10 protein-coding genes are annotated in these 14,203 nt (G+C 54.6%); 6 read left to right on the top strand and 4 right to left on the bottom strand.

All coding sequences use genetic code 11. From position 1 onward, the window contains the following. Window positions 1-188: 188 nt before the first annotated feature. On the top strand, window positions 189-1,409 hold the full coding sequence (locus SJQ66_RS22555; protein WP_024902882.1) for an acyltransferase family protein: 1,221 nt from the start codon (window positions 189-191) through the stop codon (window positions 1,407-1,409). 121 nt (window positions 1,410-1,530) lie between these two features. Here the strand turns inward: SJQ66_RS22555 and SJQ66_RS22550 are convergent, their stop codons facing one another. Beyond that, window positions 1,531-2,364: an aldo/keto reductase gene (locus SJQ66_RS22550; RefSeq protein ID WP_046153710.1), complete on the bottom strand. Its 834-nt coding sequence runs from the start codon at window positions 2,362-2,364 to the stop codon at window positions 1,531-1,533. A gap of 808 nt (window positions 2,365-3,172) precedes the next feature. On the opposite strand from SJQ66_RS22550, the gene SJQ66_RS22545 reads away from it, so the two are divergent. Continuing rightward, entirely contained in the window at window positions 3,173-4,525 is a 1,353-nt protein-coding gene (locus tag SJQ66_RS22545) for an MFS transporter (protein ID WP_024902880.1), read from the top strand. Between the two features lie 27 nt (window positions 4,526-4,552). Beyond that, on the top strand, window positions 4,553-5,389 hold the full coding sequence (locus tag SJQ66_RS22540) for a shikimate dehydrogenase family protein (RefSeq protein WP_024902879.1): 837 nt from the start codon (window positions 4,553-4,555) through the stop codon (window positions 5,387-5,389). Between the two features lie 100 nt (window positions 5,390-5,489). On the opposite strand, the gene SJQ66_RS22535 is transcribed toward SJQ66_RS22540, so the two are convergent. Continuing rightward, window positions 5,490-7,058: a Fic family protein gene (locus tag SJQ66_RS22535; protein ID WP_024902878.1), complete on the bottom strand. Its 1,569-nt coding sequence runs from the start codon at window positions 7,056-7,058 to the stop codon at window positions 5,490-5,492. Window positions 7,059-7,376: 318 nt separating this feature from the next. Here SJQ66_RS22535 and SJQ66_RS22530 point away from each other — a divergent pair, with 318 nt between their 5' ends. Continuing rightward, window positions 7,377-8,930, top strand: a complete 1,554-nt coding sequence (locus SJQ66_RS22530) for a methyl-accepting chemotaxis protein (protein ID WP_157684980.1) — start codon at window positions 7,377-7,379, stop codon at window positions 8,928-8,930. Between the two features lie 134 nt (window positions 8,931-9,064). Here SJQ66_RS22530 and SJQ66_RS22525 read toward each other — a convergent pair whose 3' ends face one another. After that, window positions 9,065-9,307 carry a CsbD family protein gene (locus tag SJQ66_RS22525; protein WP_024902876.1) on the bottom strand — a complete coding sequence of 81 codons (243 nt, stop codon included), beginning with the start codon at window positions 9,305-9,307 and terminating at the stop codon, window positions 9,065-9,067. Between the two features lie 366 nt (window positions 9,308-9,673). Between SJQ66_RS22525 and SJQ66_RS22520 the strand changes: the two genes are divergently transcribed. Then, a complete protein-coding gene (locus tag SJQ66_RS22520) occupies window positions 9,674-10,942 on the top strand; it encodes a phospholipase D-like domain-containing protein (RefSeq protein ID WP_320534577.1) in 1,269 nt (422 codons plus the stop codon). 137 nt (window positions 10,943-11,079) lie between these two features. On the opposite strand, the gene SJQ66_RS22515 is transcribed toward SJQ66_RS22520, so the two are convergent. After that, complete coding sequence (locus SJQ66_RS22515; protein ID WP_024902874.1) at window positions 11,080-12,660, bottom strand: methyl-accepting chemotaxis protein; 1,581 nt, start codon at window positions 12,658-12,660, stop codon at window positions 11,080-11,082. 547 nt (window positions 12,661-13,207) lie between these two features. Between SJQ66_RS22515 and SJQ66_RS22510 the strand changes: the two genes are divergently transcribed. After that, window positions 13,208-14,167 (top strand): AEC family transporter, encoded by a 960-nt coding sequence (locus SJQ66_RS22510; protein WP_024902873.1) that lies wholly within the window; start codon window positions 13,208-13,210, stop codon window positions 14,165-14,167. Window positions 14,168-14,203: the final 36 nt, after the last annotated feature.

Raw genomic sequence — 14,203 nt, 5'->3', positions numbered from 1 at the left:
TGCCATGTGTTCCGCATGCGCGCCATGCGACGCTCCTGTATAGTTCGCCAAGGCTGGTTATCATGACAAAGGCGTAGTGTGTTTGTCTGCATTGCATAGATCCTTGCAGCTTGCTCACCGCGCATCCTTCAGGGAGGCTGCATTGCCGGCTCCCGTTCTCTAGGCTCGGATCCAGACGGAGACGTTCGATGTCGACAACTCGTCCTATTCAGGACAGCACCCGTGGTGCGCAGCGGTTTTTGGCGAAGGGACGCACACTAGCGGACACCTTACGTGGTCAGGACAATAATTTCGGAATAGTGCGATTGGTTGCGGCCGTGCTGGTTATGTTCGGTCATTCGTTTATTCTGCAACCCGCGATGGGGCGCACCGATCCTTTGCACACTTTGACGGGAAACGACTACAGTGGCAGTCTCGCCGTCTATGCGTTTTTCTTCTTGAGCGGCATTCTGATCAGTCAGAGTTGGGATCGGCAAAACACGCTCGGTGCCTATGTGGCATTGCGCATCGGGCGTATCTGGCCGGCTTTGATCGTCTGTGTTGTATTGATTACGCTGGTGGCCGGCCCATTGCTCTCCACGCAATCGGTTTCAGCGTATATGCAAGACAAGATGACTTTCGGCTTCCTGATACGCAACATCACGTTATTTTCAGGACTGCGCACGCGGCTGCCTGGCTTGTTTGAGGATAATGTCTTCCATGGCGTGAATTCGTCCCTATGGACCTTGCCTGTTGAAGTCATGTGCTACGTGATGGTGGCGGTGCTAGGCATATCGACGCTGGCACGCGGAAAAGTGCGCGTCTTGATCGGCGCAGGTCTAGCCGTACTGGTCTGGCTTGCATTGTTTCACGTCCATACCCATCTGCCGGTGATCGGTACCATCGTCAAGGACCTCACCGAAAAGCCGGGCGATTTCTCGGCGCATCCGGTTCCTTTTTTCATTGCAGGTTTTGTCGCGTATCACTATCGGAAAAAGATTGTTTTGCGAGGTGACTTCGCGATCGCTTTGTGTGTTGGCTATGTGCTGTCGCGGGACCAGCCGTGGGCCAATGCTTTGCTCTATGTCACGTTCATCTATGGTTTGATGGTGTTTTCAGGATTGCCGCAATTTAAACGGTTGCGTCCTGATTGGGACATTTCCTATGGACTGTACATTTATGGCTTTTTTGTACAGCAGGTAGTGGCATCGTATTTCCCGCAACAGGATAATTTGCTAGGCGTGCTCATTTCCCTTGCCATTACCACTGTCGTGGCGGCCGGGTCGTGGTTTCTGGTCGAGAAACCGGCAATCGCCTTTGTGCGTCGCATGTTGGGCAAAAAACAGGCGACCCCGCATCCGGACCCGGCGACGGCCAGCAATGCATCCGACGTTGCCAGTGCGGCTGAAGTGCGCAAGACATCGCGCTAGAGCGTTGCAATGGAAAATACCCTGGTGCCATCCGCCAGGGTGTCAAGAGAATAAGACTGCAGGTTTGCTGGGTATGGTATCGGTCCAATGCCCATCCGTTGCAGCCGGGCTTTCTTCTACGTTACGCGTTGTTGAATGTTTCGGGGTCCGGGCCTAGACGTCCCGTTTGTGGCATCGAGGCAATGGCCTTCATATCAGCATCGTCAAGCTTGAAGTCAAAGATCTCGAAATTCGACTTTACGCGATCCGGATTTTTCGAACGTGGAATCACCACGTGCCCCGCCTGAATGTGCCACCGGAGAATCACCTGCACGGGTTCCTTACCGTGTTTGTCCGCAAGTTGCTTGAACAGCGGCGCTTTCAGCAGTTCACCGCCTTGCCCCAGCGGGCTCCATGCCTCTGTCGTAATTTTCCGAGAAATGCAGAAATCCACTAGTGCCTGTTGATTGAAATCCGGGTGAATTTCGATTTGATTAACCGATGGCACGACGCCACTGTCTTCGATGATGTCATCCAAATGGGACTGGTTGAAGTTACAGACGCCAATTGAGCGCACGCGGCCTTCCTCCTTCAGGCGCACGAAAGCACGCCAAGTATCCTTGTATTTTTGCAACTGCGGCGCGGCCCAATGAATCAGATAAAGATCCAGTGTTTCAAGGCCCAGGCGCTTCATGCTTGCATCAAAGGCCTTCAGTGTCGATTCGTAACCCTGGTCGGCATTCCATAGCTTGGTCGTAATGAATATCTCGTCCCTGGGCACGGACGTATTTTTCAGTGCGCGGCCGACAGCCTCTTCGTTGCCGTATATCTTGGCAGTATCGATGTGGCGGTAGCCGGCGTCCAGTGCAGCAAGCGATGAGGCTTCGGTTTGTTTGTCATCGAGCTGCCAGACACCCAAGCCGACTTGGGGAATGTGAACGCCATCGTTCAAGGTAAGCAGCGGGGATTGAGACATGAAGAACGCTCCTTTTCAACAAACGGCCGCAGCCGATCGGGACGACCGGCCGGCAGCATGGTGTGAATGGTAGACAGTCTTCAGCATAAAGCATGCCGCGAATCAATGGGTTCATGCCGGTTGCTGTCCCAACACGCCTGCGCCATCGCCGCCGGAACAATGGCCCTAATCGACGACGCGAAGCCCTCTCAAGCGTGAGCGCCCACCCAAACAACGCCGGCAATGGCTGCGGCAGTGGAAAAGGGCGGTGGCAAACGTTTCAAATGGGCAAGCAACGCCGATTAGCGTTGTAAGCCCGGTAACACGCCGATTTGTATGCCCGTGCGGCCCACGGTATAGCGGTACGACGCCGGAAGATAACGTGCACACTCGCGGCGAAATCTGACCAGGATCAACCGTTCGTTTTTGCAACGATTCGGCTTTTCCCATAGGCGCTGGGAGTCAGGTTTACCCGCAGTCCGGGTGATCGAGGGTGACATGGAAGGATGACAAAATTAAGATAGAAGATCTGGAAACATATGATTTAGCAACATTTTTCGGTTTCTGGCGTCATACGTGACGCAATGTTCCGCGCAATGTATCCGAAGCGCCGACAGTTGACACGTTAACGTACTAGTTCGTACATTTTGCTTTATGCAGATAGTGTGGCGTGATGCCGCACCTGCCACTCCTCACGTGAGGCGACTTGGACAAACGAAACCAGGTCCCGCCGTGTTCAGTAACAAAGCTGATGCCGGCCGTCGTGTATGGGCGACGCGTCTCGGCAAGTTGGCAGATTGATCGCCGGTAACGGCATTTGGAGAGAAGCATGCGACACGTTGCCGGTGAAAACGCGAAGCCGCGAAATGGAGACCCATCGATCGATGGGCCGGCGGGAGCGCGATCCGTACGCCGGACTCGAAGCCGTTTCGTCGTCCTGGCCTTGCTGGCTATCGCCACGATGATCAACTATATGGACCGCACGGTGCTGGGGATTGCCGCGCCGACGATGACCAAGGATTTGGGTATCGATGCCGTCGTGATGGGCATCGTCTTCTCGGCATTTTCCTGGACCTACGCATTTTTCCAGATTCCGGGCGGTTTGTTCCTGGATCGATTTGGTAGCCGCATTACCTATTTTCTGTCGCTGGCGTTCTGGTCATTTTTCACGCTCGTGCAGGGCTTCGCTGTGGGCTTGAAGTCTTTGTTGCTATTCCGCTTCCTGTTGGGTGCGAGCGAAGCGCCCTGTTTTCCAACCAATAGCCGTGTTGTGGCTACGTGGTTTCCGCAACAGGAACGGGCACGGGCGACCGGAATTTACACGGTTGGCGAGTATCTGGGGCTGGCGTGTTTCGCTCCCGCGCTGTTTTGGTTGATGGGTACGTGGGGCTGGCGCGCTTTGTTCATCGTCGTCGGCGTGGTGGGTATCGTGTTCGCATTTGTGTGGTGGGCGATCTATCGTGAACCTACGGATTCCAAGACGGTCAATAGCGCCGAACTGGATTTCATTGCCGAAGGCGGAGGGCTGGAATCGAAGAGCACCCAGTCAATGGGTTTCTCATGGGGCCGCGTGGGTATGCTATTGCGTCAACGGCAAATTGCCGGGGCATGCCTCGGCCAGTTCGCTGGCAATACGACGCTGGTGTTCTTCCTGACCTGGTTCCCGACTTACCTCGCGACCGAGCGTCACATGGGGTGGTTGAAGGTGGGTTTCTTTGCCGTGATGCCGTTCCTGGCCGCGGCGGTTGGCGTCATGCTGGGCGGTTGGGTCTCGGACGCACTGCTGAAGCGGACCGGTTCGGCCAGTATTGCCCGAAAGGCTCCCATCATTTTCGGTCTCCTCGCGGCATCAACGATTATTTCGGCCAATTTCGTCAATAACGATACCGTCGTGATCGCGATTCTGTCGTTCGCATTCTTTGGTCAGGGCATGGTGGGGCTGGGCTGGACGTTGATCTCGGACATCGCGCCGAAGAAGCTGATGGGGTTGACGGGGGGTATCTTCAATTTCTGCGCTAACCTCGCCGGCATCATCACACCCCTGGTTATCGGCCTCATCGTATCTAAGACAGGTTCATTCTTCTATGCCTTGACCTATGTGGGGGCCGCTGCCCTGGTTGGCGCGCTCTCCTACATCTTCCTCATCGGTGATGTACGCCGTGTCGAAGTAGCCGCAGACTGAAATATTGGTACGTCGCTGGAGCATGACATGATTTCTGGAAAAACGACATTGATCGCGCATCTCGGCTATCCCACCGAGGGTTTCAAAGCACCACTGATCTACAATCCGTGGTTCGAAAAACAAGGGATCGATGCGGTCGTGGTGCCGATGGGCGTGCTATCCGACGACTATCGGACGTTTCTGCCGACGCTGTTCAAGCTCACGAACCTGAAGGGCGCTTTGGTGACGATGCCACACAAGATCGTGACTAGCGAGTTGATGGACGAAGTAACGCCGACCGCAGCCATTGCAGGCGCGTGCAACGCCATCCTCAAGCGTGAGGACGGAACGCTGCTGGGCGATCAATTTGACGGTGCCGGGTTCGTGCGCGGTGTCTTGCGCAAAGGCAAGGTACTGAAGGGGGCGCGTGTGCTGGTGTTGGGCAGCGGTGGCGTGGGATGTGCCATTGCAGCTTCGCTTGCTGGCGCGGGTGTGGCGGAAATGATGCTGTTCGATACGAATCCACGCAGCGTCACGGCGCTTGCCGAGCGGCTCATGCAGCATTATCCGGCCTTGCGTGTGGAGACCGGGTCACGCGATCCGCACGGCTATGATCTGATCGTTAATGCCACACCGCTGGGTATGAAAGACGATGATCCCATCCCCTTCGACGTCGACCGTATCGCGCCGGAAACGTTCGTCGGGGAAGTGGTGATGAAGACGGAGTACACCCCTTTGTTACGTGCGGCGCGTGATAAAGGTTGCCTGGTTCAGGTGGGTACGGATATGTTGTACGAAATGATCCCGGCCTATCTCGAATTCTTTGGCTTTGGTACCGCCACGCCGGAAGCATTGCGTGAGACCTCGCTGATTCCGAAGAGCTGACCCCTGCGCCGCAACAACACGCAATCCCATTATCCGGCATGCCCTCCGTGGGTATTGGGACACTCTCGCACCAAGTGACGCCTTGAGCGCGGTACGGATCCTAGCTCTCGCGATCATCTTCCGCCGAATGGTCCATTGCCTCGAATGCCGCACGGACAGCGGCGATGATCGGCTCCGCCAGGTTTTCCCTGTCCATGATGGGGAACTCCATTCGAAGCTTGTTTGACAGCGTCCAGTTATTATCTTTTACTGATCTTATGATGCGATCGATGTCGCTATTGGGGCCATCAAGGATATCCTTGACGCCGCTTCGCGCATTGCTCCAACCTTGCATCAGCTGCGCTTCCCTCCGCATCTCCATGCGAATGGTTCGATCGATCAATTCCGCCAGGTATTCGACGTGCGCGGTCAGATCCGGATAACGCCATGCATGCTGTGCATCCGCATAAGCATCGAATGCGAAGCTCGATGTCACGCCGTCCGGAAAACGACGTGGCGTGTCAAACGCGCTGAAGGCTCCGTAATGCCGCATGAAAGGTTTTGAAAAAACCTCCAGCACTGCATCGTAGGCGGCCATGTTCTGGGCACGGCTGGTGATGGCGGCCGACACCGGCAGCACGAATGGGGCCGGCACCGCGCCGTCGCGTCGTAGAAGATCGTTGATCAGGAAACGATGGATACGACCATTCCCATCGGCAAACGGATGGATATAGACAAAGCCAAACGCAAGAACCGCCGCGCGGGCAATAGGTGATGCGCCCTCCGTGCGGGTGAGGAATGTCTCCAGCCCGTCGAGCATTCGATCGACATCGTTCCAGTGCGGCGCGATGTAGTGGATGACGTCGCGGAAATGTTCGATGGCGCCAACGAACACAGGCGACTCACGTAAGCCAAAACGTGTAATGGTCGTGCGCTCGCCGATGATCTCGCGTTGCAGGTCCGCGAGTGTTTCGCGCGCCAGTGGCCGATCGTAGACACCGATGCGCGATTCCATGACTTCGGCAAATCGTTTGATCCGATCCTTCCGATCTTGCTCATGTTCGATCTGAAAGCTGGCGCGGCTCTCCTTCAATGTGAGCCAGACCGCGCTACGCCGCAGCGTATCCACGCCGTATTCCACCTGCAAGGCATCAAGCTGCGCCGCGATATCATAGGCCTGCGCGGCATTCACGTGGTTGGTGCGTCTTACCAGTGGGCAGAATGTGCGAGTCCCTGGAAGGTTGTCTCGCACGTGCCACCGCTTGTTGTTTTCGGGGCGCGTGCCGACGATATATTTTTCGGGATCGATCGCATCGACATAGCCCCCGCCCGGGACCGCGGGGACGCCGTCGAGTTGCCTGCCGGTCAGCCATTCGTATAGGAATCCGGCTCGCCTGGCATATTGACCTGTCCGCTCACCCATGATCCAGTCAACGAATTCCGGAACAGGTATTGCTTGAAACAAACGCGCCAGCAATTCAAGGAATATCCCCTCATGCTTTAACGCAAAGGTCAGGTGCGCCGATAACGTGTCGCTCGGCCGCATGACTGGCGTATAGGTTTCGTGTACGGTCTTGTCGTGGCGAGTAGTGCGTCGCGTGGGGCCAATGTTACTTTCAACGGGATAGGGCTGCGTGGCCGCGATACCATAGCGGTTTGCAAGCCAGCGATAACCGATCGCGTTTTCCATCGGAATCCCAGAAAATTTGTTAAAACGTATAAAAAAACGTTCTTATTCTACCTCTTTCCGTGAAAAACGTTAATTTTGGATGCGCGTAACGCACGACTGCCCGAACTAACAGGCTTTCGCCATCGCGCGATGCGCCGAACGGGCGGCAATATCCACCGTGACAGCGCACGAATTACCAGATTCGCATGACGTCTAATAATATTACGTTTAATTGCGGCAACGAATCGGTGATATTCCATGGAATACCTCAAGTGAGGAGCGAGATTGTCGTTAACCCTGGCGAGACGTGTGACGTGCACGTCCGATACTGGATTCGCCATGCCTACGCTTACCATTCGCGCTCGCCTTATTGCCGCGACTACTTTCTTGATTTTCCTGATCGCCGCTCTGGGCTTCCTTGGTCAGTTCGGCATGGGCCGGGCGGTTGGTAGCCTGAATGAGATCTACTCGACAAGATTGGCTGCTACCCAGGCGATCGGTGTAGCTGAAACGAACGTCCTGCAAATTCGGACCACGCTTGATCGTGCGGCAATGACTCTGGCCGCGAATCCTGGCGACAAAAAAGCGGTGGAAGCCCTTTTCAACAAGTCCCAGGAGTTCCGGACCAATACCGCCGCCGCCTGGACGACATATACGGCGCTGCCCAACACGGCGGAAGAGGCGCAACTTGCTGCCGATGTGTCACGCAACCGCGACGCGCTTTTTTCAAAGATCGAGGTCTGGCAAAACATAATGGCGTCCGGTGCCAATCCGGGTGACGTCCTTGTCGCGGCCACTGCCGTAGGGGATGCCTACAGTCCTTATCGGCAAAGCAACGAGAAGCTGAAGACATACCAGGCTACGGAGTCAGCCAAGCTATACAGTGACGCGTCCAGCCGATATCAGATGTTCCGGGCAATCATTTATGCCGGCATCCTGATAGCCGTAATTGCTGGCGTACTGACGGTGCGTAATCTACTCGCGGCGATTACCACGCCATTGGGCACCGCCCTGCAACACTTTGCCGAAATGGCCCAGGGCGATCTGCGTCGACCGGTTGTCGTAACGTCGCGCGACGAAATGGGCACGCTCCTGACTGCCTTGGCAGAGATGAAGCGTACGCTGGGCGGCACCGTGGCGACGGTACGTCGCTCGGCCGAGGGAATTGCCAGTGCCGCCACGCAAATTGCCGCGGGTAATGTCGATCTCTCATCCCGTACGGAGGAGCAGGCTGCCGCCTTGGAGCAAACCGCCGCAAGCATGGCGGAGCTGACGGAGACGGTGAAACAAAATGCGGAAAATGCCTCCGCTGCAAATGCGCTTGCCATTGCCGCGCGCGGTAACTCGGCGCAAGGCAGTGGCATTGTCGACCAAGTGACACAGACGATGCGCGCGATTGATGGCAGCTCAAACAAGATGGCGGACATCATTGCCATCATCGAAGGCATTGCCTTTCAGACAAACATTCTGGCATTGAACGCCGCCGTGGAAGCGGCACGAGCGGGCGAGGAGGGACGAGGCTTCGCCGTGGTGGCAGGTGAAGTGCGAACCCTTGCTCAGCGCTCGTCCAGTGCGGCCAAGGAAATCAAGACGTTGATCGATGCATCCGTCGAACAAACGCAGAGTGGAAGTCGCCTGGTTGGTGAGACGAGTGGCAAGATGCAAGAAATCGCAGAGAGCATCACGCGTGTTACCAGCATTATGGAAGAGATCGCCACAGCCTCACGGGAGCAAAGCAAGGGGATCGATCAGGTCGCCGAGGCGGTCACGCAAATGGACGAAGTCACGCAACAAAATGCGGCGTTGGTGGAAGAAGCTTCAGCCGCCACCCAATCGATGGAGTCGCAGGCGAGGGCACTGCGCGAGGCCGTTGATATTTTCAAATTGCCCTGAACGATAGCGCCTGTCTGTGCGGGCACCCGTGCCGCTAAAAGCAGCGCATGGCAGTCCCATAGGCCGTTGGCTGGCAATCCCGTCGAGATTGCCAGCCAACGGTTTCAATCCGCCTGACGCTATTCAGCGCTCACTTACAGCACTTTTCCCAAAATAAAACCTACTCCCGCGGCAATCAGCAGAGAGCCGATTGGATTGATGCGGGTGGTTTCGCTGACTTTATCAACGGCTTGGCCATATGACTGCTGGATTGCGCCACCGACTTGCCGCAGCTTGCCTTCTGCCTGAGTCTGGGGGTCACCGAACACATTACCGATGCCTTCCTGGACCTTTCCAGCAATGTTCTTCACGGTGCCTGCTGCTTGATCTTCGTACATATAAGACTCCTCTTTTTTGCCAGTGGATATAGTCTGGTTGTCTGCTTATAAGCACGTATCGTTCCATGTAGTGGCAGCCGGTCGACGATATTTTCCAATCCGTAGTGACGATCAGACGCCAGGTTATTGCTACGTCCTCCTTGCTCTGTCGTAGCGGAGTGTCTCGCGCCAGCATCGACGTCGGCGGCGAATACTCTGAACATCGGCAATCTCGGCGTCTCGCATGCATGAAATGCATTGGCGCCACATCATGTAAATGACAGGTCTATTATGTGCAATGGCATGGCATCATTCACGTGACCTCATTCCGTTTGCTATATTGGATCGACCTGTTTGCAATACTTCGTTGTCTCGACGAGCACAAGAATGTTCTGGATACTGATAGCCATTGCCGTGATCGCGACGGCATTGGCTGTGCTGTTGGCCGTGAATTTCAAAGTGCCTGAGAAAGCGGTGCGTCATACCATCGACCACTGTCATGCCATCGACGACCCGCAGTTCGAGCTGGAAATGGACACAATGCTTGGGCCCGACATGTTGCAGGGGAATGCCATAACGGCGCTGCAGAATGGTGACGAAATATTCCCGGCAATGCTCGCTGCGATTCGTGCCGCGAAGCACAGCATTACTTTTGAAACTTATATCTACTGGACAGGGGAAATAGGTCAAGAATTTGCCGACGCCTTGAAGGCACGGCAGAAAGCAGGGGTAGCTGTGCATGTCATGCTCGATTGGGCAGGTAGTTTCAGGATGGACAAGTCACTACTCGACGAGATAGTCAATGCGGGCGTAGAAGTTGAAAAATATCATCCGCTGAAGTGGTACACCGTATCCCGCCTCAATAATCGTACGCATCGTAAGCTGCTGATAGTGGACGGCGCGATCGGGTTTACCGGCGGGGTGGGGATAGCAGATCAGTGGCGGGGCCATGCGCAAGACCCCGATCACTGGCGCGATATGCATTTCAGGATCGAGGGTCCCGTAGTCGCGCAGTTGCAAGCCGGGTTCATGGACAACTGGATCAAGACGACCGGGCGGGTGCTCCACGGCACCCAATATTATCCGGCATTGTGGCCAGCCGGTAATCATAAGATGCATATGTTTGTCAGTTCACCTTCCGGTGGCAATACGAGTATGCAATTGATGTACTTGCTGGCTGTCGCCGCGGCAACAAAAACAATCGATCTCCAGGCGGCTTATTTCATTCCGGATCGGCTGATGAACGAAGCCTTGGTGAATGCGACAAAGCGAGGCGTGAAGATTCGATTGCTTGTACCCGATCGCTATACGGACTCAGCGATGATTCGCCTTGCATCGAAGCGGCAATGGGGGACGTTGTTGGCTGCGGGCGTCGAGATTTACTTGTACGAAAAGACGATGATGCATAACAAGATGCTGATCCTGGATGGGCTGATGGTGTCCGTTGGATCGACTAATTTCGATATGCGATCGTTCAACCTTAACGACGAAGCCAGTCTGAACGTCTATTCTCCTGTATTCGGGAGCGCGATGACCAGCGTCATGGAAAGCGATATCCGCGACGCGAAACGGTACTCGCTGGCGCAATGGAAAGCGCGGTCGATGCGCTACAAGATTGGCGAGCTATTGGCTTGGCCGATTGAGTCGCAGTTATGAGTGAGGTCGCGAGGGGGAGGGTCGGTGATGTGCGAACAATCGCCACGATCGGTGACAGTACGTGCGTCAATGCCGAGGTACTTAAAGGGCTTGATAGTCTCGAAGCCCTCGGTTAAGTTGACGCGAACGCCTGCTGATCAGTGTTTCTGAAGCTGAGACGCGTACGGGTCCAAACGGAATATTCCCACGACTTTCGACAGGCTTGTTGCTTGTTCAGCCATCGCCTGCGCGGCTGCCGATGCTTCCTCGACCAATGCCGCGTTCTGTTGCGTGACTTCGTCCATCTGACCGACCGCGAGATTGACTTGCTCGATTCCCGTTGTCTGCTCCGCCGACGCAGACGCGATCTCGCTCATCAAGCTTGTCATTCTCTTAACGGACTGTACAACCTCATCCATCGTCGAACCTGCTGCATTCACAAGCTTATTGCCGACATTTACTCGATTGGTCGATTGCTCGATCAGATCTTTGATTTCCTTGGCCGCGCTTGCGCTACGTTGTGCAAGTGCGCGAACTTCTCCAGCGACAACGGCGAAGCCACGTCCTTGTTCACCAGCACGGGCAGCCTCGACAGCCGCGTTCAACGCCAGAATATTCGTCTGGAAAGCAATGCCTTCGATAACCGAAATGATTTCGGAGACCTTGCTCGAACTGTTCGCGATATCACTCATTGTGTCCACGACTTGACGAACTTCTTGCCCTGCGCGGATCGCGACCTCGGAAGCCATCGTGGCCAATCGATTGCCCTCTTGCGCGTTCCCTTCGTTCATGCGGACAGTCGCAGTCAATTGTTCCATGCTAGAAGCGGTTTCCTCGAGTGAGGCCGCTTGCTCTTCGGTACGTTGCGCGAGATCGGTGTTGCCTTGCGCTATTTGTCCGGATGCAACGGAAATCGATTCACTCGACGCCGTGATACTACCTACGATGCTATTGAGTTGACGTCTCATGCTTTCGAGAGAAAACATGAGGCTGGTGTTATCTTCACCGCGCAATGTAATGGCAGTGTCCAGTCGACCCTGGGCTATTAGTCCGGCAACCGTCGATGCAGCGCTAGGTTCGCCGCCAAGTGTTCCAAGCAAGTTGCGCGTAATGAAGTAGCCAAAACCAATCGACAAAAGGATCGTCATAAGGCCGGAAATTGCTAACGTCCATTGTGTCGATGTCGTCAGCTTTTCAACTTCGGCGGTGCGAACGGCGAGCAGCGAACGCTCTTCATCCTGCAATTCCTTGATCACGACGCGGAACTTATCCATAAATTCCTTATCGCGGCCGAGTTTAAAGCTATCGTTCAATGCTGACTGTGGCTTTTCCCCAGCGGTAACCGCTTTACGCAAGCCGATGAGATTGTCGTCAATCTCTCCGATCCGATTTCTCAAGTCGGTCAGCGTTGCAATGCGTCCCTGCTGCGTCGGGTTATCCGAGGTCAAGCGCTTGAGTTCCGCGCTCGCATCCGCGAAAGCCTTGCCGCCTTTTTGGTACGGATCCAGGAAGTTTGACTCTCCCGATAACAGATACCCGCGGGCACCGGTTTCCATATTGAGCATGCCTTCCAAAACAGTATTGGATGTGCCAAGGACGTCATAGGTGTGCGTATTCCAATCAACGGCGTGCCGTAGTCCCAAGAAATTCCACAATGAAATGGCACTGCCAATCATTGATACGAGCACAATGGCAAAGAATGCCGAAGCAAGCTTCTTTCCGACTGTTAGATTATTCACGATGAGTCTCCGTGTGATGACGTTCGCTCTCGAACGTTTGTACTGCCATATTTACGACATCGATTCGGTGATCTTTAGAAAAAAATAGCATTAGTTACCTGCTAAGGCAGGCGTTATACCAAAAATAGGTATTTTTTTCCTATTTTTTTTGGGATTCTCACATAAAATCCCTTTTCTTGCGTTGAACAGCGGCTCGAAATGACATGTATTACGAGCATAGAAAGGTCTTTTTATGACGCTCCCATCTGCGATGCGCGTGGTATGTGTTTCGCGCATGAAGCCTTCCAGTACGTGGCATCGCTGATGAACCTTGACGGATTTATTCACAGTACGGATAAGGCCAAATATGCGACAAGGCCCTCGGCCGGTTGTGTGGCCGTAGTACGGGTATTGCCCAGTTGACTTATATCAATGCCAAGGCATTAGATTCGCGTAACCTACTAAGACTTAACTGTAGTAAGTCAAACGGACGTTTAATTTTTTGATAAAACGAAGTGTCGCGGTAGTGGCTTGCCGTACTCGTATCGTGAAGTGAGATTAAAAGTACATGTATGCACTTATCGTGACTGCGCTGCTTCCCGTGTTTTTGGTATTAGTCCTGGGCTATATCGCCGGAAAACGAAAACTTGTCGATAATCAAAACGTAAGCAGTCTGAACGGCATGTTGATGCAATTCGCTTTGCCGCTAGCGCTGTTTGTATCAATCGCGCACACGCCGCAATCGGTTATTTTGCAAAATGGCATGCTGGCCTTGGTACTCGCGATTGGCTTGCTGTTGGTGTATGCAGTGACGTACGCAATGCAGCGACAGTATTACAAGCTGCCGCTCGGCGATGCCGCCGTCGAAACATTGACGATCGCATTTCCTAACTTTGCGTCCATCGGGTTGCCATTGCTCTTGCCCGTGTTTGGTGCGCAGGCGGCATTACCGGTGGCAATCGCGATCGCGGTGGGCTCAGTCACAATCTCACCATTGACGCTCGCGTTGCTCGAGCTTCACAAGGCAAGGGCGGGTGGGAGTACTGCTAACGTCTCGGCGACACGCCAGTTCGTGATTGCATTGCGGCACTCGGTAAGAAAACCGATCTTCTACGGACCCATGCTGGGTCTCGTTTGTGCACTTTCAGGTTTTCAGCTACCCGATCTGGTGATTGTCGGTGTTGGACCACTCACTAACGCGACCGCAGGCCTGGGGCTCTTTCTTACGGGGTTAATGCTTTCGGCGCAGCCAATACGCATTACAAGCGATGTTGTCTTTGGAACGTGCATGAAGAACGTTGTCCAACCCTTGCTAATCTATGCGCTGGTGCGGCTATTCGATATTCCGATGACCGTGGGGGCACAGGCCGTGTTACTGACCGCTATTCCATCCGGCTTTTTTGGATTGGTATTCGGTGCGGGCTGTGACCTTCGCCCACCGGTGGCCGGATCGACGTTGGTGGTGTCATCGCTCTCCGGTATCGTCACGTTATCGATTGCGATATTGCTTTTCGCACCGCATCATTAATGTTTCGAGAGCCGGAAGCTACATCCATATACGCAT

It is taken from the genome of Robbsia andropogonis (assembly GCF_034047095.1).
GTDB classification, from domain to species: Bacteria; Pseudomonadota; Gammaproteobacteria; order Burkholderiales; family Burkholderiaceae; genus Robbsia; species Robbsia andropogonis.
This window is presented reverse-complemented; position numbering and strand designations above follow the sequence as displayed.

Bases quoted from the DNA above. Each gene is read 5' to 3' on its own strand.
- SJQ66_RS22555 (WP_024902882.1), top strand. From the start codon at position 189: ATGTCGACAACTCGTCCTATTCAGGACAGCACCCGTGGTGCGCAGCGG.
- SJQ66_RS22550 (WP_046153710.1), bottom strand. From the start codon at position 2,364: ATGTCTCAATCCCCGCTGCTTACCTTGAACGATGGCGTTCACATTCCC.
- SJQ66_RS22545 (WP_024902880.1), top strand. From the start codon at position 3,173: ATGCGACACGTTGCCGGTGAAAACGCGAAGCCGCGAAATGGAGACCCA.
- SJQ66_RS22540 (WP_024902879.1), top strand. From the start codon at position 4,553: ATGATTTCTGGAAAAACGACATTGATCGCGCATCTCGGCTATCCCACC.
- SJQ66_RS22535 (WP_024902878.1), bottom strand. From the start codon at position 7,058: ATGGAAAACGCGATCGGTTATCGCTGGCTTGCAAACCGCTATGGTATC.
- SJQ66_RS22530 (WP_157684980.1), top strand. From the start codon at position 7,377: ATGCCTACGCTTACCATTCGCGCTCGCCTTATTGCCGCGACTACTTTC.
- SJQ66_RS22525 (WP_024902876.1), bottom strand. From the start codon at position 9,307: ATGTACGAAGATCAAGCAGCAGGCACCGTGAAGAACATTGCTGGAAAG.
- SJQ66_RS22520 (WP_320534577.1), top strand. From the start codon at position 9,674: ATGTTCTGGATACTGATAGCCATTGCCGTGATCGCGACGGCATTGGCT.
- SJQ66_RS22510 (WP_024902873.1), top strand. From the start codon at position 13,208: ATGTATGCACTTATCGTGACTGCGCTGCTTCCCGTGTTTTTGGTATTA.